Origin of the sequence: Nocardioides sp. L-11A (genome assembly GCA_029961745.1) — a bacterium.
Taxonomy (GTDB): Bacteria; Actinomycetota; Actinomycetes; order Propionibacteriales; family Nocardioidaceae; genus Nocardioides.
Window position 1 is genome coordinate 2,165,439 of record CP124680.1, and the last position, 24,291, is coordinate 2,189,729.

The window sequence follows — 24,291 nt, forward strand, 5'->3', positions numbered from 1 at the left end:
GTCAGCCCGCGGTCAGCCGAGCCACGCCCGCCAGCGGGATCGGCAGCCAGGTCGGCCGGTTGCGCGCCTCGTAGGTGCACTCGTAGACCGCCTTGTCGACGACGTACGCCGTCAGCAGGGCCCGCGCGGCCGGCAACAGCGGGCGTCCGCCGAGGTAGGCGGCGAGGAAGGCCTTGCGGTTGCGCCGGGCCCACTCGTCGGCGCGGACACCGCGCTGGTGCAGCACATCCGGGTCCTCCTCGGGCATCGCCTCGGCGACGGCGTGCGGCGCGTAGTCGAACGAGCGGAGCATGCCGGCGACGTCGCGCCAGGGGGAGTCGGGCAGCAGGCGCTCGGCGAGCGGGCGGGCCGGCTCGCCCTCGAAGTCGACGAGCTTCCAGCCGACCACGGTGCGCAGGGTCTGGCCGAGATGGAGGTCGGCATGGATCCGCTGGACGGACACGACCTCCAGGCGCGCGACGGCGGCGAAGATCGCGCGCGCGGCGTCGGCGTACTCCGCGAGCTCGGGGACGACCTCGATCGCGGCCTCGAGCCGGGCGGCCATGGGCGCGGCCAGGGCGGCGCCCGACAGCTCGGTGGTGGGGAAGGACGCGGCCAGCTGGGCGTGCACCTCGGCGAGGGCGGTGCCGAGGCGGGCGGCCTCGCCGGCGAAGTCGCCGCCGACCTCCTCGGCGTGCAGGTCGGCCTCGGCGAACAGGTCGCGGACGCTGGCCAGCGCGAGGTCCCAGCCATCGCTGGCGGTGCGCAGGAACTGCTGCAGCATGCCGAGCTGCAGGTCCTCGATCTCGATCCAGCCGTAGAGCTGCGCGATGTGCGGCGACCCGGCCTCGGTGAGCACCCGGTGCGTGGTGATGTCGGGGTTCTCCCCGGGGGTGATCTTGCGGAACAGCTTGAGCACGGAGTCCTCGCCGAACAGGACCGAGGAGTTCGACTGCTCGCCGCTGAACAGGCTGCCGGGCGCGTCGAGGTCGAGGTCGTGGCCAGGCAGGCGCACGAAGCCGGGCCGCTCGCCGAACGCGTGCAGGAAGTGCGTCATCGCGGCCCGGTCGTGCGCCGCGTCGTACGCCGGTCGGCCGGTGCCGTCCGCCGGCCAGCGCCCGACGTGGGCGTGCTCGAGCCGGTCCTGCGGCTCGTCGTACAGCGCGAGGGGGACCTGGTAGAGGTCGCGATCGCCGGTGTCGTCATAGGTGACCTCGACGAGCAGGACCACGACCTCGGGGGCGGCGCCGAGCCGGAGCAGCTCGCGGGTCCCCGAGACGGTGAACGCGCGGCCCTTGCCGCCGAACCAGCGGCTGCGCTCGAGGTGCGCGGCGAGGGGCGAGGAACTCACAGCACCGGCCTCCCCGTCGTCTCCGGATCCGTCAACCGGAACCAGTAGAAGCCGTGCCCGCTCAGCGTCAGGAGATACGGGAGCTCGCCGATCTTCGGGAACGGCACCCCGCCCAGCAGCTCCACCGGCACCCGGCCCTCGAAGCGGCGCAGGTCCAGCTCGACCGGCTGCGGGAAGCGGGAGAGGTTGTTGACGCAGAGGATGACGTCGTCGTCGGCGTGCTCGCGGACGTACGAGAGCACGGTCGGGTTGGAGCCGCCGAGGTCGGCGAAGGTGCCGAGCCCGAAGGCGTCGTGCTGGCGGCGGATGTGGATCATCCGGCGGGTCCAGTGCAGCAGCGAGGACGGGTTCTCCAGCTGCGCCTCGACGTTGACGCTCTGGTAGCCGTAGACCGGGTCCTGGATCGCCGGCAGGTGCAGCTTGCCCGGAGTCGCCGACGAGAAGCCGGCGTTGCGGTCGGGCGTCCACTGCATCGGCGTGCGCACGCCGTCGCGGTCGCCGAGCCAGATGTTGTCGCCCATCCCGATCTCGTCGCCGTAGTAGAGCACCGGCGAGCCGGGCAGCGAGAGCAGCAGCGCGGTGAACAGCTCGATCTGGTTGGTGTCGTTGTCGAGCAGGGGAGCGAGGCGGCGGCGGATGCCGATATTGGCCTTCATCCGGGGGTCCTTGGCGTACTCGCCCCACATGTAGTCGCGGTCCTCGTCGGTCACCATCTCGAGCGTCAGCTCGTCGTGGTTGCGCAGGAAGATGCCCCACTGGCAGCCGGCAGGGATCGCCGGTGTCTGGTCCATGATCTCCGAGATCGGGAAGCGCGACTCGCGGCGCACCGCCATGAAGATGCGCGGCATCACCGGGAAGTGGAACGCCATGTGGCACTCGTCCCCGCCGACCTCGGGGTCGCCGAAGTACTCGACGACGTCGGTGGGCCACTGATTGGCCTCGCAGAGCAGGACCCGGCCCGGGTAGTTGTCGTCGACGAACCGGCGCACCTTGCGCAGGAACTCATGGGTCTCGGGGAGGTTCTCGCCGTTGGTGCCGGGCCGCTCGTAGAGGTAGGGCACCGCGTCGAGCCGGAATCCGTCGAGACCCATGTCGAGCCAGAAGGCCATCGCCTCCAGCATCGCGTCGTGCACGGCCGGGTTGTCGAAGTTGAGGTCCGGTTGGTGGTGGAAGAACCGGTGCCAGTAGTACTGGCCGCGGGCCTGGTCCCAGGTCCAGTTCGACGGCTCGGTGTCGACGAAGATGATGCGCGCGTCCTGGTAGAGCTCGTCGGTGTCGGACCAGACGTAGAAGTCGCCGTAGGGGCCGTCCGGGTCGGCGCGGGAGGCCTGGAACCACGGGTGCGCGTCGCTCGTGTGGTTCATGACGAAGTCGATGATCACCCGGATCCCGCGCTCGTGCGCGGCGTCGAGGAAGGCGTGGAAGTCCTCGACGGTGCCGATCTCGGGGAGGATCCCGGTGTAGTCGGCGACGTCGTACCCGCCGTCGCGCAGCGGCGAGGTGAAGAACGGCGGCACCCACAGGCAGTCGACGCCCAACCACTGCAGGTAGTCGAGCTTCTCGGTCAGACCCTGGAAGTCACCGGTCCCGTCGGCGTCGGAGTCGCGGAAGGAGCGCACCAGCACCTCGTAGAACACCGCGGTCCGGAACCACTCGGGCTGGTCGCCCAGGACGAGGTCCCTGGTGGTCGAGCCGGTCGAGACCTCGCTCACGGGTGCTCCTTCACGGTCAGGATGTGCGCCGGCTGCGCGGGATCGAGCCGGACGTAGTTGTGCTCGTCCCACGTCCACGTCGCTTCGCTCAGCTCGTCGTGGACGGTGAACGAGCTGCCCGGCGGGAGGCCGAGGGCGGCCAGGTCGAGGTGCACCATCGACTCGCGGACCTGGTGCGGGTCGAGGCTGAGGACGACGATCACCAGGTCGCTGGACCCGCCGGGGAGCGTGGCGGTCTTCGACCAGCACACGACGTGGTCGTCCTCGGCGCTGTGCAGCCGCAGGTTGCGCAGCAGTTGGAGGGCCGGGTGGGCGCGCCGGATCTCGTTGAGCCGGGTGACGTACGGCGTCAGGGGGCTCGGCGCCGACCAGTCCCGGACCCGGATCTGGTACTTCTCCGAGTCGAGGTACTCCTCGCTGCCGGGCCGGACCGCGACATGCTCGCCGAGCTCGTAGCCGGCGTACATGCCCCAGCTGGGCGACGACATCGACGCCAGCACGGCGCGGATGCGGAAGGCGCCGGTGCCGCCGTACTGGAGGAACTCGTGGAGGATGTCGGGGGTGTTGACGAAGAAGTTCGGCCGGATCCGGTGCGCCGACTCCTGGGACACCTCGCGCAGGTAGTCCTCGACGTCGACCTTCTCGGTGCGCCAGGTGAAGTAGGTGTAGGACTGGTGGAAGCCGACCGCACCGAGGGTCTGCAGCATCGGCGGCTTGGTGAACGCCTCGGCGAGGAAGAGCACATCGGGGTCGGTGCGCCGGACCTCGGCCAGCAGCCACTGCCAGAACGCCACCGGCTTGGTGTGGGGGTTGTCGACGCGGAAGATCCGCACCCCGTGGTCCATCCAGTGGCGGACCACGCGCAGCACCTCGGCGGAGATCCCGGCCGGGTCGTTGTCGAAGTTGACCGGGTAGATGTCCTGGTACTTCTTGGGCGGGTTCTCGGCGTAGGCGATGGAGCCGTCGGCGCGGGTCGTGAACCACTCCGGGTGGGCCGCGACCCAGGGATGGTCGGGAGCGCACTGCAGCGCGAGGTCGAGCGCGACCTCCAGGTCGAGGGCGCGGGCGGCGGCGACGAAGGCGTCGAAGTCCTCGATCGTCCCGAGGTCGGGGTGGACGGCGTCGTGGCCGCCGTCCCTGCTGCCGATGGCCCAGGGCGAGCCCGTCCAGTCCGGCGGACTGGGCTCGCCGTCGGGCAGCACCGTGTTGTTGGGGCCCTTGCGGTTGACCTCGCCGATCGGGTGGATCGGCGGCAGGTAGACCACGTCGAAGCCCATCGCGGCGACCGCGGGAAGCCGCTGCGCCGCTGTGCGGAAGGTGCCGCTGGTGACCTCGCCGGTCGCCGGGTCGTAGGTCGCGCCCTCCGAGCGCGGGAACAGCTCGTACCAGCTGCCGAACAGCGCGCGGGAGCGGTCGACGAAGACGGGGAAGGGCCCCTCGACGGTGAGCAGGTCGCGCAGCGGGTGCGCCTCGAGCACCGCGGCGAGCTCGGGGGACTCCAGTTGGGCGAGCCGCGCCTCGACCGGTCGGGTCGCGTCCTCGGCGGCGGTGACCGCGGCGCGTACGGTCGCCTCCTCGGCGCTGCTCAGCGCGCCGGCCGCGAGCACCCGGTCGAGCAGCAGCCGGCCCTCGGCGAACATCAGCTCCACGTCGATGCCCGCGCGGATCTTGATGCCCGCGGCGTGCTCCCAGGTCGCGATGGGATCCGACCACGCCTGGATCTCGAAGGTCCACGGGCCCTCGGCGTCGGCGCACACCCACGCCTCGTGCCGGTCGACGGTGAACCGGTCACGGGCGGGCAGCGGCCGCATCCGCACCGGCGGTCGTCGTACGCCGTCGGGGCCGGTCAGCACCACCTCCGCGCCGAGGCGGTCATGCCCCTCGCGGAACACGGTCGCCCGGACCGGGAAGGGCTCGCCCAGGGCGGCCTTGACGGGCAGGCGGGGGCTCTCGGTGGGGTGGGTGGTTCCGGCCTCGAGGACCGGCTCGACGTCGATCACGGGGATGCGTCCGACCATGGCTCGAACCTATCGAGTCACCGATGGGTCGCGTCTAGTCGGACGCCAGGTCCCAGACCTCGACCGGGTCGCCGGCGGCGAGCGGTGCGCCGTCGGCAGGGAGGTCGATCAGCGCGTCGGCACCGGCGAACCAGCCCAGGAAGCCCGAGCCCGGGGGCCCCCACGGCTCGACCGTTCCCGCGGCCCGGTCGAGGCGGGCGCGGCGCAGCTGGCGCTTGCCGCGCAGCGGCTGCAACGGCTCGGTGAGCGTGGCGCGGACCACGGCGCGCTGCGGCCGCGGGTGCCCGCATGCGAGCCGCAACGCAGGCCGGACGAAGACCTCCCACGAGGTGAGCGCGCTGACCGGGTTGCCGGGCAGGCAGACGACGGGCGTGCCGCCGACGAGGCCGGAGCCCTGGGGCATGCCGGGCTGCATCGCGACCTTCACGAACTCGATCCCGCGCGGTCCCAGGCCGTCCTTGACGACCTCGTACGCGCCGGCGCTGACGCCGCCGGAGGTGATCACGAGGTCGACGTCGCCGGTCGCCAGCTCGCCGTCGAGGAGCGCGAGGAAGGTCGGGACGTCGTCCTCCACCCAGAGCTTGCGCACCGCGACGCCGCCGGCCTCCTCGACCGCCGCGGCGAGCAGCGCACCGTTGGCGTCGCGGATCTGACCCGAGCCGGGTGCGGGGTCCTCGGCCAGCTCGGAGCCGGTCGACACGACGAGCACGCGGGGCCGGCGCCGGACGACGACCTCCCGGACGCCGAAGGCGGCGAGTACGCCGAGCTGGGCGGGGCCGAGCGTCGTACCCGGCGCCAGCACCTCCGTCCCGGCGGCGACGTCGGAGCCGGCGGTGCGCACGAAGCTGCCGACGGGCCGCGCCTCACGGATCTCGACGGTCTCCGTGCCACCGTCGGTCGCCTCCACCTCGACCACCGCGTCGGCACCGGCCGGGACGGCGGCGCCGGTCATGATCCGGCGGACCTGCCCCGGCGCGAGCTCGCCCACCGGCGCCCCGGCGGGGATGTCCTCGCCGACCGGCAGGCGGACCGGGGTGTCCGGGGTGGCCCCCGCGACCTCGGCGGCGCGCACGGCGTACCCGTCCATGCCGGAGTTGTCGAAGGCCGGCAGCGGCTCGGGCGCCGTGACCGGCTCGCCGAGCACCCGCCCGCGTGCCCGGTCGAGCGGCACCGGCTCGGTGGGCCAGGGCCGGTCCGGGCCGTGTCCCGCGGCGAGGAGGGCGGCGACGTGACGCTGATGCTCGGGGACCGGGCGCAGGGGGGCTGGCGTGCTCATCCCCGCCAGCCTAGGCCCCGATCGACGACGGGCAGGGCGGCCCCCATGACTCCACCCCGCCCGTCTGTACCGGCACAACGGAGATGGGACGCCCGGCGTTACGCGCAACCGCGGGTCGCGTCTATCGGGTCCGTGATCGGGTCCGTGATCGGGTCCGCGATCGGGCTCGGGACGGCGCGCTCTTGGATCGTTCAAGTCCGATTGGCTAACGTCGGTCCATGCGTGCGATCCGGAGGTTCACGGTCCGCCCCGTCCTGCCCGACGCGCTCGCCTCGCTGGGCGAGCTCGCGGCCAACCTGCGCTGGTCGTGGCACCCGCCGACGCAGGCCCTCTTCGAGACGGTGGATGCCGAGCTGTGGCAGGAGGTCGGGCGCGACCCCCTGCGACTGCTGGGCGAGGTGAGCGCCGAGCGGTGGGCCGAGCTGGTGGCTGACGACGCCTACGTGCGACGGGTGGCCGAGGTGCGGGCCGACCTGGCGTCGTACCTCGCGCAGGACCGGTGGTACCAGCGGGCCCGGGCCGCGGACCCGGACGGCACCTGGCCTCGCTCGGTCGCCTACTTCTCGCCGGAGTACGGCATCACGGCCGTGCTGCCGCAGTACTCCGGCGGCCTCGGCATCCTCGCCGGCGACCACCTCAAGGCCGCCAGCGACCTGGGTGTGCCGATCGTCGGCGTCGGGCTGCTCTACCGTCACGGCTACTTCAAGCAGGCGCTCTCCCGCGACGGCTGGCAGCAGGAGAGCTACCCGGTCCTCGACCCCGGCGGCCTGCCGCTCTCGCTCCTCCACGAGCACGACGGCAGCCGGACGACGATCGCGATCCGGATGCCCGACGGCCCGGACCTCCTGGCCCGGGTCTTCGTGGCCAGCGTCGGCCGGGTGCCGCTGCTGCTGCTCGACACCGACGTCGAGGAGAACCCGGAGGCCTACCGGCTCGTCACCGACCGGCTGTACGGCGGCAACACCGAGCACCGCCTGCGTCAGGAACTGCTGCTGGGCGTCGGCGGCGTGCGGGCGCTGCGGGCCTTCTCCCGGATCACCGGGGCGCCCGAGCCCGAGGTCTTCCACACCAACGAGGGCCACGCGGGCTTCCTCGGGGTGGAGCGGATCCGCGAGCTGACGGCCGACGGCGACCTCGACTTCGCCGCTGCGCTCGAGGCCGGCCGCGCGTCGACCGTCTTCACCACCCACACCCCGGTGCCCGCCGGCATCGACCGGTTCCCGCGCACCCTGGTCGAGCAGTACCTCGGCGAGCACGGCGCCACGCCCGGCGTACCCGTCGACCAGGTGCTCGCCCTGGGCGCCGAGGACTACGCCGGCGGCGACCCCGGCGTGTTCAACATGGCGGTCATGGGCTTCCGCCTGGCCCAGCGGGCCAACGGGGTCTCGCAGCTGCACGGCCACGTCAGCCGCGGCATGTTCAACGGACTGTGGCCGGCCTTCGACGAGGCCGAGGTGCCGATCACCTCGATCACCAACGGCGTGCACGCGCCCACCTGGGTCGCGCCCGAGGTCGCGGCGCTCGCCGAGGCGCAGGGCGCCGACTACGACGGCGACGACGCCGCCGCGTTCTGGGCGGCCTTCGACAAGGTGCCCGGCGTCGACGTGTGGCGCACCAAGCGCCGGCTGCGCGAGCGGCTCGTCGACGACGCCCGCCGCCGGCTGCGCAGGTCGTGGGAGAAGCGCGGTGCCTCGTCCGCCGAGCTCGGTTGGATCGACGACGCCCTCGACCCCGACGTGCTGACCATCGGGTTCGCCCGGCGGGTGCCGTCGTACAAGCGACTCACGCTGATGCTGCGCGACCCCGGCCGGCTCAGGGCGCTGCTGCTGCATCCCGAGCGGCCGGTGCAGCTGGTGGTCGCCGGCAAGGCCCATCCCGCCGACGACGGTGGCAAGCGGCTGATCCAGGAGCTGGTCCGCTTCGCCGACGCCGAGGACGTGCGGCACCGGATCGTCTTCCTGCCCAACTACGACATCGCCCTCGCCCAGCCGCTCTACCCGGGTTGCGACGTGTGGCTCAACAACCCGCTGCGACCCTACGAGGCCTGCGGCACGTCCGGGATGAAGGCGGCGCTCAACGGCGGCCTGAACCTGTCGATCCTCGACGGCTGGTGGGACGAGTGGTACGAGCCGGAGTTCGGCTGGCCGATCCCGTCCGCCGACGGCCTGGAGGACTACTCCGACCAGCGCGACGACCTCGAGGCCGCCGCCCTCTACGACCTCATCGAGAACGGGGTCGCGCCCCGGTTCTACGACCACGACCACGAGGGCGTGCCCGCCGGCTGGGTCGAGATGCTGCGCGCCACCTGGGCCAACCTCGGCCCCAAGGTGCTCGCCACCCGGATGGTCCGCGACTACGTCGAGCGGCTCTACGGCCCGGCCGCGGCCAACTCCCGGGCGCTGGCCGCCGTCGAGAACGGCGCCCGCGACCTGGCCGCCTGGAAGGCCCGGGTCCGTGGCGCCTGGGGCGGCGTCCGCGTCGAGCACGTCGAGGCCGAGGGCATCGGCGACGTCGCCGAGGTCGGCGCCGTCCTCCACGTCCGCTCGTACGTCGCGCTCGGCGAGCTCTCCCCGCACGACGTCGAGGTGCAGCTGGTCCACGGCCGGGTCGACGCCGAGGACGACATCGTCGCCGCCTCCGCCGTCCCCCTGTCGTTGGTGGAGTCGTACGACGGCGGGCGGCACCGCTTCGACGGCGAGGTCGCGCTCGGCCGCTCTGGCCCGTTCGGCTACACCGTCCGGGTGCTGCCCGCGAACCCGCTGCTGGTCGCCCCCGCCGAGCTGGGGGTCGTCGCCCTGGCCTGACCGACCCGTCGCATCTGAACCTCTGAGAGCCACCGACCCGTCGCGTTCAAACGCGACGGGTCGGTGCGTTCTCGACCGGCCCCCGGCCTGTGTTTCGGCTCGGTGACTTTTCCTCGACGGGCGTCGACGACTTGCCGCCAGGGGGTTCCGCTGCACGGCGCCGAGGTCTATGGTCCAGATCACATCGTGCGCATATCGCACAGGTGTTTCGCATAGTGAAACGAGGGCCAGATTCATGACGCTGATCGACATCGAGTTCACGGGCCAGGGCAAGACCTTCCAGGCCGCGCTGCTCGACGAGTCCGCACCGAAGACGTGCACGGCGATCCGGACGATGCTGGGGGAGACCGTCACCGGCGCGAGCTACCACTCGATCTACTCCGGCCAGGAGTTCTACGTGTACTGCCCGCCGGTCGACATCCCGCTGGAGAACCATGTGGTGTGGCCCAAGCGCGGCCAGATCGTCTACTACTACTTCCCCGAGAACCTGTACGCCGGGATGCACGTCCACCAGGACCGGATCCAGGGGGACGGTGCCGAGATCGCGCTCTGGTACGGCCACGGCGACCTGCGGATCGTCACCGAGACCGGCATCCGCGGGAACCTCTTCGCCGAGGTGCTCCCCGAGCAGCTCGACGACTTCTACGCGGCCGGCGACCACATCCTGGCCCACGGTCGCGAGGACATCGTGATCCGGATGGCGGGCTGACCCGATGCCGCGCTACGAGGTCGAGGGCGTCCAGAAGGCGATCTCGCTGTTGCGCGCCCTCGCCCGGGCCGACCGGCCGCTGGGTGCCTCGGACCTCGGCCGGGAGCTCGGGCTCGGGAGGTCGACGGTCTTCCGGCTGCTCTACACCCTCCAGCTCGACGGCATGGTCCGCCAGGACGAGGAGACCAAGAAGTACCGCCTCGGCCCCGACCTCGCCGCCCTCGGCCGGGCCGCCAGCGACGACTTCGACCTGCGTCGCGAGGCGCGGCCGGCGATGGAGAAGCTGGCCGCGACGGTCAACCTGCCGGTCTTCCTCAACGTCCCCGGCGCGGCCGACGTCATCTGCCTCGAGCACGTCGCGAGCCTCAACGTCGTGGAGTTGTACGGCCGCGCCGGCTCGACGCTGCCCTACCACGCCTGCCCGTCCGGCTACGTGCTCCTGGCCTTCGGTCCGCCCGAGCGCCTGGAGCAGGTGCTCGAAGGACCGCTGACCCGGCATGCTTCGGCCACGCCGGACGCAGACCGGCTGCGCACCCTCGTCGAGGAGGTACGCCGTACCGGCGTCGCCTACGGCCGCGACGACCTCGACGAGGGCGTCTCCTCCCTGGCGGTCCCGCTCGTCGACAGCCATGGTCACCCGCTGGCGTCCCTCGGCCTCGCCGGCTTCTCGGTCGCCTTCGACGACCGGCTCGACGAGCTGACCGAGCACCTGCGGGCCGCCGCCGCACAGATCTCGGAGCACCCCCACCCAGCAGTTGGACAAGGTCAACCGACACCACCTGGAGATCCGCAATGAACCGAAGCCGCACCCGTCTCCCCGCCGTCCTCGCCGTCGTCTCGCTGCTCGCCCTCGCGAGCGCCTGCGGCTCCTCCGACGCCCAGCAGGACGAACCCGATCCGTCCGCGGTGGTCGCCGCACTGCGCGACAAGCTGCCGGACGCGGTGCAGAAGTCGAACAAGCTGAAGGTGGCCACCTCGATCTACCCGCCCGTCGACTTCTACGAGAAGGACGGCAAGACGCTCACCGGGTTCGACCACGACCTGATGGAGGAGGTCGCGAAGCGGCTCGGCGTCACCATCGACTGGAACGTCATCGACTTCGCCGCCATCATCCCGGGCATCCAGTCCAAGCAGTACGACTTCGCCACCGACCTCAACGACACCGCCGAGCGCGAGGAGATGGTCGACTTCGTCACCCAGTTCCGCGACGGCACCTCGATCCTGGTGGAGAAGGGCAACCCGGAGAGGCTCAGCGACCTCGACAGCCTGTGCGGGAAGACGGTCGCGGTCACCAAGGGCAGCACCCAGATCGCCCTGGTGAAGACCCAGAACGCCAGCTGCTCGGAGCCGATCGAGATGCTCCAGCTGCCCGACGACCCCGACGCGATGCTCGCGATGCGCAACGGCCGTGCCGATGCCTACCTCGTCAACACCCTGGCCGGCTCCTACGCGGTCAACACGGCGGGCCAGGACGGCTTCGAGATCCTCGAGGGCGTCTACGACGAGGTCTTCGCCGGCCTGGCGTTCCCGAAGTCGTCGACCGAGCTGCGCGACGCGATCCAGGCAGCCCTCCAGTCGCTCATCGACGACGGCACCTACGGCGAGGTGATGGGCGAGTACGGCCTGGACAACAACGTGATCGACAAGAGCGTGGTCAATGCCGTCGGCAGCCAGTGACATGACCATCCCGACAGCCGCCACCGGTACGCCGGCCGGCGACCCGGGTCGCACCGCAGGAGCCGGCGAGGCCGAGGCGATCCGCGCGGTTCCGGTACGCCATCCCGGCCGGATGGCGGCCGGCGCCGTGCTGGTGCTCCTGCTCGTCTGGCTGGCGGTCACGGTCGCGGGCAACGAGGAGTTCGACTTCGGGGTGATCCCCGACTACCTCTTCGACCCGGTGATCCTGGACGGCGTCCGGCTGACCCTGGTCCTCACCGTGGTGTCCATGGCCCTGGGCCTGGTGATCGGCGTGGTCGCGGCCATCGGCCGGCTCTCCGACAACCCGGTGCTGCGCTGGACCGCGGGCGCCTACATCTGGCTGTTCCGGGGCACCCCGGTCCTGGTCCAGCTGGTGTTCTGGTTCAACATCGGCATCGTCTTCCCGACCCTGGGCGTCACGATCCCGTTCACCGACGTCAGCCTCTTCTCGGTCGAGTCGAACACCGTGGTCACCCCGCTCAACGCGGCGATCCTCGGACTGGCCCTGAACTCGGGTGCGTATATCGCCGAGATCGTCCGCGCTGGCATCACCTCGGTCAGCCGGGGGCAGGTCGAGGCGGCGGCCGCGCTCGGGCTGGAGCCGCGCCGGACCATGCGGCGCATCGTCCTCCCGCAGGCGATCCCGGTCGCCGTACCGCCGCTGGGCAATGAGTTCGTCAGCATGCTCAAGTACTCGGCCCTGGCCAGTGTGATCGCGGTCCAGGAGCTCCTCGGGTCGGTGGAGACGATCTACTCCGTCAACCTGCGCACACTCGAGCTCCTCGTCGTCGCGAGCATCTGGTACCTCGCGCTGACCACGCTGTTCTCCTTCCTGCAGTCCCTGCTCGAGCGGCGCCTCGGCCGCGGCCGCAGCGGCATCGCGACCGTGCGCGCCCGGCGTGCCCGAACGCCGCGGCGAGTGCGGAGGGCGGTCGCATGAGCGCCGCGACCGCCACCGTGCCGACGACTCCCGTGGCGGCCGTCTCGGCGCACGCGATCCGCAAGAGCTACGGCAGCAACGAGGTGCTGCGCGGCATCGACCTCGAGGTCGCGCCCGGCCAGGTGCAGGTCATCGTCGGCCCGTCGGGCAGCGGCAAGTCGACCTTCCTGCGCTGCATCAACCACCTGGAGCGCATCGACAGCGGACGCCTGTACGTCGACGGCGATCTCGTCGGCTACCGCGAGCACCGCGGCCGGCTGCACGAGCTGCGCCCGCACGAGGTCGCCCGCCAGCGGGCCCGCACCGGCATGGTGTTCCAGCACTTCAACCTGTTCGCGCACATGACCGTCACCCAGAACATCGTCGAGGCGCCCCGGCACCTGCGCGGGCTGGCGAAGCGCGATGCCGTCGAGCTCGCCCACGGCCTCCTGCAGCAGGTCGGCCTCGGCGACAAGGCCGACGCCTACCCGGCCGAGCTGTCCGGCGGCCAGCAGCAGCGCGTCGCCATCGCCCGTGCCTTGGCGATGGAGCCACGGCTGATGCTCTTCGACGAACCGACCAGCGCGCTCGACCCCGAGCTGGTCGGCGACGTCCTCGACGTCATGCGCGGCCTCGCCGAGCGGGGCATGACCATGGTCGTGGTCACCCACGAGATGGGATTCGCCCGCGACGTCGGCGACGCGCTCGTCGTGATGGCCGACGGCCAGGTCATCGAGCAGGGACCGCCGCGCGACGTGCTGGCGAACCCGGCCACCGAGCGCGCCGCCAAGTTCCTCGCCCGGGTCCACTGACCCGGCGTCTCCGCACCCCACCCACGCTAGGAAGTAGTCACTCCATGACCACCGCATCCCTCGGCCCGAACACGCTCTCCATCCACGCCGGCGAGGCGACCGACCCGACCACCCATGCCCTCAACACGCCGATCTACCAGACCGCGACCTTCGCCTTCGACAGCGCCGTGGAGAAGGAGGACGCGGTCGACCGGGCGTTGGAGTGGGAGCCCGGAGTGTTCTTCTACAGCCGCACCGGCAACCCGACGACGTACGCGCTGGAGCAGAAGCTGGCCGCCCTGGAGGGCGCCGAGGACGCCGCCGTCGGGGCGTCCGGCATGGCCGCCTGCGCCACGGCGCTGCTCTCGGTGCTCGGGACCGGGGACCACTGCATCGCCTCGGCCGACCTGTTCGTCATCACCCGGGTGCTGCTCGACGACGTACTGAGCGCGCGCGGCATCGAGGTCACCCACGTCGACGTCACCGACCTCGACGCCGTCGCGGCGGCGGTGCGCCCGAACACCAGGGCGGTGTTTGCCGAGTCGTTGTCGAACCCGCACATGGACGTCGCCGATCTGCCGGCCCTCGCCGCGCTGTCGCGGGAGCACGGCCTGACCCTGGTCGTGGACAACACCTTCCTCTCGCCGCGGCTGCTGCGCCCGCTCGAGCACGGGGCCGACCTCGTCGTGCACTCGGCCACGAAGTGGCTCGGCGGCCACGGCGACGCGGTCGCCGGCGTGGTCGCCGGCCGCAAGGAGCTCGTCGACAAGGTCCGCTTCCACCTCGACGCGCTCGGCGCGGCCGTCAGCCCCTTCAACTCGTGGCTGATCCTGCGCGGCATGCGGACGCTCGGTCTGCGGATGAGCGCGAGCAGCACGAACGCGCTGGCCGTGGCGCAGTTCCTGGAGTCGCGGCCCGAGGTCGCCCTCGTCAGCTACCCCGGTCTGCCCTCCCACCCCCACCACGAGCTGGCCGGCAAGCTGCTGCCCGACGGCTACGGCGGCATGATGGCGATCCGGCTGCACGGCGATGCGGACACGATGGGCCGGTTCGCCGCGGCCCTCGAGCTGTCCGCGATCGCCGTCAGCCTCGGCGACGTGCACACGCTCGTCTACCCCATGCCGAAGCGGGACAACCTGATCCGGCTGTCGATCGGCTGCGAGGACACCGCGGACCTGATCGCCGACTATGCCCAGGCGCTGGACGCGAGCGCCGGGTGAGCCGATGACCGCCGCCCCCCTCGCCGAGCCCGCCCACCCCGGCCCCGACGCCGACGAGCTCGCCACCCTGCGCGAGATCGCCCGCCGCGTGCTGTGGCTCTCGACCGCGATGGTCGACACCGCCAACCACGACCGGCCGGACCCCTCGGGCCTCAAGGTCGGCGGCCACCAGGCGTCGTCGGCCTCCATGGTCGACATCATGGTGGCGCTGTGGTTCCACGAGCTGACCGCGCTCGACCGGGTCTCGGTCAAGCCGCACGCCTCTCCGGTGCTGCACGCGATCAACTACCTGCTCGGGGAGCTGGACCCGTCCTACCTGACCCGGTTGCGGGCGAAGGGCGGCCTGCAGAGCTACCCGAGCCGGCTCAAGGACCCCGATCCGGTGGACTTCTCCACCGGATCGGTCGGGATCGGGGCGACCGCGCCGCTGTGGGCGGCCCTCGCACACCGCTACCTGCGCTCGCACTCGGCCGCGACGCCACCCGCCGGTCGCTTCGTCAGCCTGCTCGGGGACGCGGAGCTCGACGAGGGAGCGGTGTGGGAGGCGATCGCCGACCCGGCGGTGGGCCAGCTCGGTGAGGTGCTCTGGGTGGTCGACCTCAACCGGCAGTCGTTGGACCGCGTGGTGCCGGACATCCAGGCCGAGCGGCTGCGGGGCATGTTCGCCGCGGCCGGCTGGCAGACGATGACGCTCAAGTGGGGACGGCGGATCTCGGCACTGTTCGAGCGTCCCGGCGGCGCCGACCTCCGCGCCCGCCTCGAGGCGATGCCCAACGAGGAGTACCAGCGGCTGCTCCGGGTCCCGCCCGGGGAGCTCGCCGAACGGGTCGCCGGCCCGGACGCCGCGCCCGCGCTGCGTGCGCTGGCCGCCACGCTCGACCCCGACGAGCTCGCCGCCGCCGTCCGCGACCTCGGCGGTCACGACCTCGGCCTGCTCGTCGACGCCTTCGCCCAGGTCGACAGCCGCCGTCCGACGGTGGTCTTCGCCTACACGATCAAGGGACGAGGACTGCCGACCGAGGGGCACCCCGCCAACCACTCGGCCCTGCTGACGCCCCCGCAGATGCGCGCCCTCGCGCACTCCTGCGGGGTCGACGCCGAGGACCGGTGGGCTCTCCCGGCGCCGGAATCGGCCGCGGGTCGGCTGGCGCGCGAGCGCGGCCACGCGCTGCGTCGTACGGCGGTCGAGGTGGGGGAGCCGGCCGCGGTCCCCGCGGAGCTGGGCCGCCCGTTCCGCAAGCCGATCTCCACCCAGGCCGCGCTCGGCCGGATCCTCGCCGACCTCAGCCGCGACGCGCCGGAGACCGCCGGGCGGGTGGTGACGTGCAGCCCCGACGTCGCCTCGTCCACGAACCTCGGCGGCTGGATCAACAAGCGCGGGGTCTGGGCGCCGCGCGATCGCCAGGACTGGTTCTCCGACGATCCCGAGCGACTGCTGCGCTGGGCGGAGGCGGACACCGGCCAGCACATCGAGCTGGGGATCGCCGAGGTCAACCTCGTCTGCCTGGCAGCCGAACTGGGCACCACCTGGAGTCGGTGGGGACAGCCGCTCATCCCGATCGCGACGCTCTACGACCCGTTCGTCGCGCGGGCGCTGGAGCCGTGGTCCTACGGCATCTACTCCGGTGGGCAGTCGATCCTCGTCGGCACGCCGTCCGGCGTCACCCTCGCCCCGGAGGGCGGCGCCCATCAGTCGATCACCACCCCGTCGATCGGGCTCGAGCAGCCGGGCTGCGTGGCGTGGGAGCCGGCGTTCCCGCAGGACCTCGAGTGGTGCCTGCTGCACGCGATGGGGCAGGTCGGTCGGCCCGGCGGGACCTCGTCGTACTTCCGGCTGTCGACGCGCCCGATCGATCCCGCGCTCGCCGGGCTGCCCGAGGAGCCGGCGCTGCTGGCCCGACGCCGGCGGCAGGCGATCGCGGGCGGCTACCGGATCGGTCCGGCTCACGCGGACGGCGACGAGGTCACCCTGGTCGGCGTCGGCGCGATCATGCCCGAGGTCATCGCCGCCGCCCGGACGCTCGAGCGGCTCGGCCGGTGCGTGGGGGTGATCTGCCTGACGAGTCCCGACCTGGTCTTCCGCGCGTTCCAGGAGGGCCCCGACACCGGCATCCTCGGCGAGCTGCTGCCGGCCGCCCGACCGGCGCCGCTGGTGACCGTGCTCGACGGGCATCCGCACACCCTCGCCTTCCTCGCCGGGGTGCGCGGCGACCGGACCCGCAATCTGGGCGTGGTCGAGTTCGGCCAGTCCTCGACGCTCGCGGACGCACACGCGCTGCACGGCATCGACACGCACGCGATCGTCGATGCCGCGCTGACGCTCGTCGGGGCCTGAGGCGGCAGCGGCTGCGGCTTCATCACGGGATGTAGGCGAAGGGCCGCTTCTGTAGCGGAGTTCGGCAGGGGAAGCGGCGGCTCGGCTACATACCGTGATGAACCAGCGCGCCCGGCGCTCAGCCCGCCGCCCGCTCCGACTCCTGCATCACCACGACGCTGCGGGCGCCGATGCGCACCACCCCGCCGACGGCGACCTCGGTGCCGCCGGGCAGGCCGGGGTCGGTCGAGAGGACGACGGACCCCGCGTGCACCCAGTCGTTCTCGGGCAGGTGCACCTCGACGTCCTCGGCGCCGGCGTGGAACCAGATCAGGAAGGAGGTGTCGATCTGCTGCTCGCCGCGCGGGCCGGGCTCGCGCAGGGGCTTGCCGGAGACGAACATGCCGATCGTGCGCAGTCCCGCGTCGTGCCAGTCGGCATCGGTCATCTCGCGGCCGGACGGGTGCAGCCAGGCGAGGTCCTTGGGGCCGCCGACGATGGCGGGCCGGCCCTCGAACCAGTGCCGCTGGCGCAGGGCGTGGTGCTCGCGGCGCAGCCGCAGCGCGGCACGGGTCACCTCGTAGACGTCGAGCCAGGCGCCGGGCTCGCCGTCGGCGCGCCAGTCGACCCACGAGATCTCGTTGTCCTGGCAGTAGGCGTTGTTGTTGCCCCGCTGGGTGCGCCCGCGCTCGTCGCCCGCGGTCAACATGGGGACGCCGTTGGACAGGCACAGCGTGGCCATCAGGTTGGCGGCCTGCCGGCGCCGCAGCCCGACGATGTCGGGATCGGACGTCTCGCCCTCGACGCCGTGGTTCCACGACCTGTTGTCGTCGGTGCCGTCGCGGTTGTCCTCGCCGTTGGCCTCGTTGTGCTTGTGGTCGTAGGACACCAGGTCGCGGACCGTGAACCCGTCGTGGGCGGTGACGAAGTTGACCGAGTTGTACGCCGAACGGCCGTCGTCGGCGTACAGGTCCGAGGAGCCGGCGAGCCGGGTCGCGACGGCGTGGAGCCCGTCGGAGTGGCCGCGCCAGAAGTCGCGGATGGTGTCGCGGTACTGGTCGTTCCATTCCACCCACGGCGGCGGCATGCCGCCGACCAGGTAGCCGTCCATCGAGGTGTCCCACGGCTCGGCGATCAGCTTCACGTGCCGCAGCACGGGGTCCTGACCGATCGCGATGAGCAGCTTGCAGGCCATGTCGACGGCGACCGCGTCCGGGCCGGCGGTGCGGGTCAGCGCCGACATCAGGTCGAACCGGAACCCGTCGACGTGCATCTCGGTGACCCAGTACCGCAGCGAGTCGAGGATCAGCCGCAGCGCCAGGGGGTCCTCGGCGTTCACGGTGTTGCCGCAGCCGGTGACGTCCCAGTACGTGTCGTCGTACCCGTCGGGGGAGGGCACCCGCCGGTAGAAGCCGCGGTCGTCGAGTCCCCGGAAGGAGTACGTCGGCCCGTCGGCCCCGGCCTCCGCGGTGTGGTTGTAGACGACGTCGAGGATGACCTCGATGCCGGCGGCGTGCAGGGACCGCACCATCTCCTTGAACTCCGTGACCTGGCCGCCCCGGTCGCCGGAGGAGGAGTACGCCGCGTCGGGCGCGAAGTAGCTGATCGGGTTGTAGCCCCAGTAGTTCACCGTCCCGCGCTCCAGCAGTGCCGGCTCGGAGAAGAACTGCTGCACCGGCAGCAGCTCGACCGCGGTGACCCCGAGATCGCGGAGATAGTCGGTCACGACCGGGTGCCCGAGGCCGGCGTACGTGCCGCGCAGGTCCTCGGGGACGCGGTCGTGCAGCCGGGTGAATCCCTTGACGTGCAGCTCGTAGATCACCGTGTCGCGCCAGCGGCGCCGCATCGGGGCGTCGTCGCCCCAGTCGAAGGCGGGGTCGACGACCACGCTCTGCGCCGCGCCCTCGACGCCGGCGACCGCGCGGCCGTAGGGGTCGAGCAGCAGCGTGTCGGCGTCGAAGCGCAATCCCTCCTCGGGCTCCCACGGGCCGTCGACCCGGAAGCCGTAGCGGGTGCCGGGGGAGACGTCCGGCAGCGCGCCGTGCCAGATGCCCAGCGACTGCTCGGTGAGGGGGAGCCGGCGCTCGCCGGCACCGGCCTCCTCGTCGAGGAGGCACAGCCACACGCCGGTGGCGGCGGGGGCGTAGACCGCGAAGTTCGTCGACTCCGGCGACCAGGTCGCCCCCAGCGGCCAGTTGCGGCCCGGCCACACGGGGGCCTGCTCGCCGAGGGTGCGCCAGAGGCCGGGGGTCACCCGGCCATTGTGCCCAAGCCCTCGACACACCCCTCGACACGCCCCACGGCGCGCCCAGGTGGCGGGTTCAGGTGACCGCGCGGTCCGGACGCGGCAGAATGCGGGACGGGGCCCAGGGCCACCGGGCCGGATCCGATGACGAGAGGGAGCAGATGACTGCGGAGTTCGTACGCCTGGAGGTCTCCGACGGGGTCGGGACGATCCGGCTCGATCGGGCCAAGGCGATGAACGCGATCAGCATCCAGGTCCAGGACGAGCTCACGCTCGCCGCGGCCGAGGCCACCGACCGCAGCGACGTGCGCGCCGTCGTCGTGTGGGGCGGTGAGAAGGTCTTCGCCGCCGGCAACGACGTCAAGGAGATGGCCGACATGTCGTACACCGACATGGTCGACCGCGTGGAGAAGCTGCAGTACGCCGTCAACGCGGTCGCGCGGATCCCGAAGCCGGTCGTCGCCGCGGTCAACGGCTACGCCCTCGGCGGTGGCTGCGAGCTGGCCCTGGCCGCCGACGTCCGCATCGCCGCCGACAACGCCGTGCTCGGCCAGCCGGAGGTCCTCCTGGGCATCATCCCCGGCGCGGGCGGCACCCAGCGACTGCCCCGTCTGATCGGCCCCAGCAAGGCCAAGGACCTGCTCTACACGGGCCGGTTCGTGAAGGCCGAGGAGGCGGTCGCGATCGGCCTGGTCGACCGCGTCGTCCCGGCCGCCGAGGTGTACGCCGAGGCGGTGGCCTGGGCCTCGCGGTTCGCCACCGCCGCGCCGTACGCGCTGCGCGCGATCAAGGAGACGGTCGACCGTGGCCTGGAGACGGACCTCGAGACCGCGCTCCAGATCGAGCGGCACAGCTTTGCGGCGATCTTCGCCACCGAGGACAGCCGCACCGGCATGCAGTCCTTCATCGAGAACGGCCCGGGCAAGGCCACCTTCGAAGGGCGGTGAGCAGCGGTGAGCTCGAGCGACGACCGGTCCGCGGCGCCCGACGCGTCCGCCGACCAGCCGGCGGCGGAGCGGCCGAGCCGCTCGCTGACCGTGGCGCGGGTGCGTGACAACGTCGCCCGGGTCGTGTGGATCGTCTGCATGGTCCTGGCGCTGATCCTGGCCGTCGCCGCCTTCACCTACGCGCTCGAGGCCAACCAGGACAACGGGCTGGTCAAGCTGGTCCGCGACCTGGCCGACGTGTTCGACCTCGGGTTCTTCGACCTCGACAACCCGGTCAAGGCGTTCGAGGGCAAGAACGCGGTGGTCAAGACCGCGCTGTTCAACTACGGCCTCGCCTCGGTGGTCTACCTCGTCGTGGGACGGGTGCTCGAGCGGATCATCCGTCCGTGACGGATGCCGTGGCGGTGCCGTGATCGACGCCACGTGGACGAGGTTCCCGTCGCTGGTGACCGGACGGTAGCCTGCGAGACGCTGTCCTCAACGGACCTCAGGTTGTTCCCTGCCCGGCCAACGCGGTAGGGCTCACGTTGCACAGGAAGGGGCCGGTCCGGCCACAACCATGACTCTCTCCAATATCGTCGTCCTTGTGAAGTACGTCCCCGACGCGACGGGCGACAGGAAGTTCGAGGCGGACAACACCGTCGACCGCGTCGGCGTCGACGGTCTCCTGTCCGAGCTCGACGAGTACGCCGTCGAGCAGGCTCTCCAGATCAAGGAGAAGCGCGCCGACGAGGAGATCACGGTCACCGCGCTGACCGTGGGCCCGGCCGAGGCCGAGGCTGCCGTGCGCAAGGCGCTGCAGATGGGTGCCGACAAGGCCGTCCACGTGCAGGACGACGCCATCGCCGGCTCCGACGCCGTCGCCACCTCCCTCGTGCTCGCCAAGGCGATCGAGAAGATCGGCGTCCCCGAGCTGGTCGTCGGCGGCCTCGCGTCGACCGACGGCGGCCTGAGCGTCGTCCCGGCGATGCTCGCCGAGCGCCTCGGCCTGCCGCAGGTCACCCTCGCGGCCGTGGTCGAGACCCAGGGCGACCAGGTCCGCATCAAGCGTGACGGCGACACCGCCACCGAGGTCGTCGGCGGCACGCTGCCGCTGGTCCTCTCGGTCACCGACCAGTCGGGCGAGGCCCGCTACCCGTCCTTCAAGGGCATCATGGCCGCGAAGAAGAAGCCGCTCGAGGCGCTCACCCTCGCCGACATCGGCGTGGACGCCTCCGAGGTCGGCCTCGACGCCGCGTGGACGAAGGTCGACAACGTGACCGCCCGCCCGCCGCGGACCGCCGGCGAGATCGTCAAGGACGAGGACGGATCGGGCGCCACTGCGCTGGTCGAGTTCCTCGCGTCGAAGAAGTTCATCTGAGAGCCCCAGAGGAGATCGAATAGCCATGTCTGAAGTTCTCGTTCTGGTCGACCACGTCGACGGCGCGGTCCGCAAGCCCACCTACGAGCTGCTCGCGATCGCCAAGCGCATCGGCTCTCCCTCGGCCGTCTTCATCGGCGGCGCCGACCAGGCCGCTGCCGCCGCGGACGCGGTCAAGGCGTACGGCGCCGACAAGGTCTACGTCGTCGACGACGCCGAGATCAAGGGCTACCTCGTGGCCCCCAAGGCCGAGGTGCTGCAGCAGCTCGCCGAGAAGGCCTCGCCGGCCGCGATCCTGATCCCGGCCTCGGCCGAGGGCAAGGAGATCGCCGGCCGCCTCGCGATCAAGCTCTCCTCGGGCCTGATCACCGACGCCGTCGACGTGCAGGTGAACGGTGACGAGATCGTCACCACGCAGTCGGTCTTCGCCGGCAACTTCACCGTCGACGCCAAGGTCGTCAAGGGCACGCCGATCATCGCGGTCAAGCCCAACGCAGCCGCTCCGGAGGAGGGCGCGGGCGCGGGTGCCGTCGAGCAGTTCGCCGCCACGATCTCCGACGCCGCCAAGACGGCCCAGATCGTCGCCGCCCAGCCGCGCCAGGCCACCGGCCGTCCCGAGCTGACCGAGGCCGCCATCGTGGTCTCCGGCGGCCGTGGCACCGGTGGCGACTTCACCGCGGTCGAGGGTCTCGCCGACGCGCTCGGTGCCGCCGTGGGCGCCTCGCGCGCCGCGGTCGACTCCGGCTGGAAGCCGCACACCTTCCAGGTCGGCCAGACCGGCAAGGTCGTCTCGCCGCAGCTGTACGTCGCCAACGGCATCTCCGGCGCGATCCAGCACCGGGCCGGCATGCAGACCTCGAAGACCATCGTCGCGGTCAACAAGGACGAGGAAGCGCCGATCTTCGAGCTCGTCGACTTCGGTGTCGTGGGCGATCTGCACTCCGTCCTCCCGGCCGTGACCGCGGAGATCGAGAAGCGCAAGGGCTGAGTTGTTGGGGCCGAGCGTGTCGCAGATCGGGTGACGTCGCACGGTCCTCGCTGCGCTCGGACCGCGGACGCCACCCGATGCGCTGCGCGCGTGCGCCACGCTGCCGGCCGTTGTTGGGGCCGAGCGTGTCGCAGATCGGGTGACGTCGCACGGTCCTCGCTGCGCTCGGACCGCGGACGCCACCCGATGCGCTGCGCGCGTGCGCCACGCTGCCGGCCGTTGTTGGGGCCGAGCGTGTCGCAGATCGGGTGACGTCGCACGGTCCTCGCTGCGCTCGGACCGCGGACGCCACCCGATGCGCTGCGCGCGTGCGCCACGCTGCCGGCCGTTGTCTGGGCCGAGCGTGTCGCAGATCGAGTGACGTCGCACGGTCCTCGCTGCGCTCGGACCGCGGACGCCACCCGATGCGCTGCGCGCGTGCGCCACGCTGCCGGCCGTTGATCGCGGCCATGAAGCGACCGTCGCACCACGGGACGTCGTACTCCGGTACGGCGTCCCGTGTTGCTTCTCGGCCGCGGGCCGGCGCAGGCGATCCGCTGTAACACGCTGTCCCCACGACTACCTGTCGGCTCTCAGGGGCGACACGCCGCATCGAGGGCTGTTTCTTGCGGACAAACGCCGACCAGACAGGTGGACGGCGTGTTACAGCACGCCCCGCCGGCACCTCCTGCAGGCACCCCACCCCTTGGCTCACTAAGTCAAGTAGCTTAGTGTTCTTCGTGTGAAGGCCTTCGCTGTCGCTCTCCTGGCGCTGGTCACCCTCCTCGTCGCTCCCCGTCCGGCCGCGACCGCCGACGACACCTGGCAGCCCGCGACCGGAGCCGTCTTCAACAACCCGATGGGCGGGGTGAAGGCGCGCACGAAGGTGGTCCGGCAGGTCCACCAGGCGATCCGGCACACCCCGCCGGGCGCGACGATCCGGATCGCGACGTACAACATCGACCGCGCGGACACCGCCCGGCTCCTGCTCGAGGCACACCGACGCGGCGTGCACGTCCGGATCGTCGTCAATGACAACATCATCGGCAGGACCATCCGGGGTCTCCAGGCGCGCCTCGGTCGCGACCGCAGGGCCGACAGCTTCCTCCACATCTGCACGAGCGCCTGCCGCAACTCCTCCCGCGCCGGCAACCTGCACATGAAGGTCTACTCCTTCAGCCAGACCGGCGCCGCCCGCTCGGTCGTGATCAGCAGCTCCAGCAACCTCGGATACGGCGCCGCCGCGGGCCAGTGGAACGACGCCCTCACGATCAGCGGCGACGATGCCCTCTTCGCCGCGTGGACCCAGGTCTTCCAGCAGCTCAAGCGCGACCGGACCGCGAAGCCCCGGCACCTGGAGTACAGCAGCGAGACCGTCGGCGCGGACTTCCAGCGGGTCCGGGTGAGCCGAGCCGCCACCGGCGACCCTCAGCTCAGGCGGTTGCGCCGGGTCGACTGCGCGGCGCCCGGCGGGTTCGGCGACGGCCGGGGGCACAGCGTGGTCCGGGTCAACATGTACGCCTGGTACGCCGGTCGCGGCGAGGCGCTGGCCCGCGAGCTCGCCGCGATGCGGGCCGAGGGCTGCGACATCGCCGTGGTGGGCTCGGTGGTCAGCGCTCCGGTCGTCCGGATCCTGCAGCGCGCCGGCATCCCGGTCCGGATCGCCGACTGGGACTGGGGCCGGAAGCTCTCGACCGCCGGCGACGACATCGTGTTCGGAGCCCGCTGCTACTCCCACCTCAAGTACGTCACCGTCGACGGCACCTTCCGCGGGACCGCCACCCGGGTGGTGTGGACCGGCTCGGAGAACTGGTCGCCGCCGGGGCTCAGCAGCGACGAGGTCACCTTCGAGGTGCACGACCCGACGGTGGTGACGGCGTACGTCGCCCGGTGGCAGAAGATGTTCACCAGCACCCGGATCACCCATCGGCCCGGCATCAGGCCCACGTCGCGCCCCTGTGCCTAGCACTCCTATCCTTGG

General features: G+C 71.9%; 18 protein-coding genes. 13 read left to right on the forward strand and 5 right to left on the reverse strand.

The genetic code is table 11. The features are described 5' to 3' along the window. Position 1: 1 nt before the first annotated feature. The 4 genes from QJ852_10315 to QJ852_10330 are packed head-to-tail and all read right to left on the reverse strand — an operon-like array spanning position 2 to position 6,336. On the reverse strand, positions 2-1,330 hold the full coding sequence (locus QJ852_10315; GenBank protein ID WGX98823.1) for a hypothetical protein: 1,329 nt from the start codon (positions 1,328-1,330) through the stop codon (positions 2-4). After that, the gene (gene treS, locus QJ852_10320) at positions 1,327-3,042 is read right to left on the reverse strand and encodes a maltose alpha-D-glucosyltransferase (protein WGX98824.1); all 1,716 of its coding nucleotides are present in this window, start codon (positions 3,040-3,042) and stop codon (positions 1,327-1,329) included. Before treS ends, QJ852_10315 begins: the two co-directional genes overlap by 4 nt. Further along, positions 3,039-5,060, reverse strand: coding sequence for an alpha-1,4-glucan--maltose-1-phosphate maltosyltransferase (locus QJ852_10325; GenBank protein ID WGX98825.1), 2,022 nt, complete (start codon positions 5,058-5,060; stop codon positions 3,039-3,041). The genes treS and QJ852_10325 overlap by 4 nt, the downstream gene beginning before the upstream one ends. A 34-nt stretch (positions 5,061-5,094) precedes the next feature. Then, positions 5,095-6,336, reverse strand: a complete 1,242-nt coding sequence (locus QJ852_10330; protein WGX98826.1) for a molybdopterin molybdotransferase MoeA — start codon at positions 6,334-6,336, stop codon at positions 5,095-5,097. Between the two features lie 218 nt (positions 6,337-6,554). On the opposite strand from QJ852_10330, the gene glgP reads away from it, so the two are divergent. The 8 genes from glgP (at position 6,555) to QJ852_10370 (ending at position 16,812) form a co-directional block, all read left to right on the forward strand. Then, complete coding sequence (gene glgP / locus QJ852_10335) at positions 6,555-9,140, forward strand: alpha-glucan family phosphorylase (GenBank protein WGX98827.1); 2,586 nt, start codon at positions 6,555-6,557, stop codon at positions 9,138-9,140. A gap of 235 nt (positions 9,141-9,375) precedes the next feature. Next, positions 9,376-9,849: a DUF3830 family protein gene (locus QJ852_10340; GenBank protein WGX98828.1), complete on the forward strand. Its 474-nt coding sequence runs from the start codon at positions 9,376-9,378 to the stop codon at positions 9,847-9,849. Between the two features lie 4 nt (positions 9,850-9,853). Further along, positions 9,854-10,645: an IclR family transcriptional regulator gene (locus QJ852_10345; GenBank protein ID WGX98829.1), complete on the forward strand. Its 792-nt coding sequence runs from the start codon at positions 9,854-9,856 to the stop codon at positions 10,643-10,645. Next, positions 10,642-11,526 carry an ABC transporter substrate-binding protein gene (locus tag QJ852_10350; GenBank protein ID WGX98830.1) on the forward strand — a complete coding sequence of 295 codons (885 nt, stop codon included), beginning with the start codon at positions 10,642-10,644 and terminating at the stop codon, positions 11,524-11,526. The genes QJ852_10345 and QJ852_10350 overlap by 4 nt, the downstream gene beginning before the upstream one ends. Before the next feature lies 1 nt (position 11,527). Then, positions 11,528-12,487: an amino acid ABC transporter permease gene (locus QJ852_10355; protein WGX98831.1), complete on the forward strand. Its 960-nt coding sequence runs from the start codon at positions 11,528-11,530 to the stop codon at positions 12,485-12,487. After that, positions 12,484-13,278: an amino acid ABC transporter ATP-binding protein gene (locus tag QJ852_10360; GenBank protein ID WGX98832.1), complete on the forward strand. Its 795-nt coding sequence runs from the start codon at positions 12,484-12,486 to the stop codon at positions 13,276-13,278. Before QJ852_10355 ends, QJ852_10360 begins: the two co-directional genes overlap by 4 nt. Positions 13,279-13,322: 44 nt before the next feature. Then, positions 13,323-14,477, forward strand: coding sequence for an aminotransferase class I/II-fold pyridoxal phosphate-dependent enzyme (locus QJ852_10365; GenBank protein WGX98833.1), 1,155 nt, complete (start codon positions 13,323-13,325; stop codon positions 14,475-14,477). Between the two features lie 4 nt (positions 14,478-14,481). Further along, positions 14,482-16,812 carry a pyruvate dehydrogenase gene (locus QJ852_10370; protein ID WGX98834.1) on the forward strand — a complete coding sequence of 777 codons (2,331 nt, stop codon included), beginning with the start codon at positions 14,482-14,484 and terminating at the stop codon, positions 16,810-16,812. A gap of 118 nt (positions 16,813-16,930) precedes the next feature. On the opposite strand, the gene glgX is transcribed toward QJ852_10370, so the two are convergent. Next, positions 16,931-19,045, reverse strand: a complete 2,115-nt coding sequence (gene glgX / locus QJ852_10375; protein ID WGX98835.1) for a glycogen debranching protein GlgX — start codon at positions 19,043-19,045, stop codon at positions 16,931-16,933. A gap of 152 nt (positions 19,046-19,197) precedes the next feature. Here glgX and QJ852_10380 point away from each other — a divergent pair, with 152 nt between their 5' ends. From QJ852_10380 to QJ852_10400, 5 genes are all read left to right on the forward strand, one after another. Next, on the forward strand, positions 19,198-19,983 hold the full coding sequence (locus tag QJ852_10380) for an enoyl-CoA hydratase-related protein (protein WGX98836.1): 786 nt from the start codon (positions 19,198-19,200) through the stop codon (positions 19,981-19,983). 6 nt (positions 19,984-19,989) lie between these two features. After that, complete coding sequence (locus tag QJ852_10385; protein WGX98837.1) at positions 19,990-20,373, forward strand: hypothetical protein; 384 nt, start codon at positions 19,990-19,992, stop codon at positions 20,371-20,373. 169 nt (positions 20,374-20,542) lie between these two features. Continuing rightward, a complete protein-coding gene (locus QJ852_10390; protein ID WGX98838.1) occupies positions 20,543-21,343 on the forward strand; it encodes an electron transfer flavoprotein subunit beta/FixA family protein in 801 nt (266 codons plus the stop codon). 25 nt (positions 21,344-21,368) lie between these two features. After that, on the forward strand, positions 21,369-22,331 hold the full coding sequence (locus QJ852_10395; protein WGX98839.1) for an electron transfer flavoprotein subunit alpha/FixB family protein: 963 nt from the start codon (positions 21,369-21,371) through the stop codon (positions 22,329-22,331). A gap of 721 nt (positions 22,332-23,052) precedes the next feature. Then, the gene (locus QJ852_10400) at positions 23,053-24,276 is read left to right on the forward strand and encodes a phospholipase D-like domain-containing protein (protein ID WGX98840.1); all 1,224 of its coding nucleotides are present in this window, start codon (positions 23,053-23,055) and stop codon (positions 24,274-24,276) included. Positions 24,277-24,291: the final 15 nt, after the last annotated feature.

Coding starts and splice junctions, on each gene's coding strand:
- QJ852_10330 (WGX98826.1), bottom strand. CDS start 6,336: ATGAGCACGCCAGCCCCCCTGCGCCCGGTCCCCGAGCATCAGCGTCAC.
- QJ852_10325 (WGX98825.1), bottom strand. CDS start 5,060: ATGGTCGGACGCATCCCCGTGATCGACGTCGAGCCGGTCCTCGAGGCC.
- QJ852_10395 (WGX98839.1), top strand. CDS start 21,369: ATGTCTGAAGTTCTCGTTCTGGTCGACCACGTCGACGGCGCGGTCCGC.
- QJ852_10355 (WGX98831.1), top strand. CDS start 11,528: ATGACCATCCCGACAGCCGCCACCGGTACGCCGGCCGGCGACCCGGGT.
- QJ852_10365 (WGX98833.1), top strand. CDS start 13,323: ATGACCACCGCATCCCTCGGCCCGAACACGCTCTCCATCCACGCCGGC.
- QJ852_10390 (WGX98838.1), top strand. CDS start 20,543: ATGACTCTCTCCAATATCGTCGTCCTTGTGAAGTACGTCCCCGACGCG.
- QJ852_10345 (WGX98829.1), top strand. CDS start 9,854: ATGCCGCGCTACGAGGTCGAGGGCGTCCAGAAGGCGATCTCGCTGTTG.
- QJ852_10380 (WGX98836.1), top strand. CDS start 19,198: ATGACTGCGGAGTTCGTACGCCTGGAGGTCTCCGACGGGGTCGGGACG.
- QJ852_10340 (WGX98828.1), top strand. CDS start 9,376: ATGACGCTGATCGACATCGAGTTCACGGGCCAGGGCAAGACCTTCCAG.
- glgP (WGX98827.1), top strand. CDS start 6,555: ATGCGTGCGATCCGGAGGTTCACGGTCCGCCCCGTCCTGCCCGACGCG.
- QJ852_10360 (WGX98832.1), top strand. CDS start 12,484: ATGAGCGCCGCGACCGCCACCGTGCCGACGACTCCCGTGGCGGCCGTC.
- QJ852_10350 (WGX98830.1), top strand. CDS start 10,642: ATGAACCGAAGCCGCACCCGTCTCCCCGCCGTCCTCGCCGTCGTCTCG.
- QJ852_10370 (WGX98834.1), top strand. CDS start 14,482: ATGACCGCCGCCCCCCTCGCCGAGCCCGCCCACCCCGGCCCCGACGCC.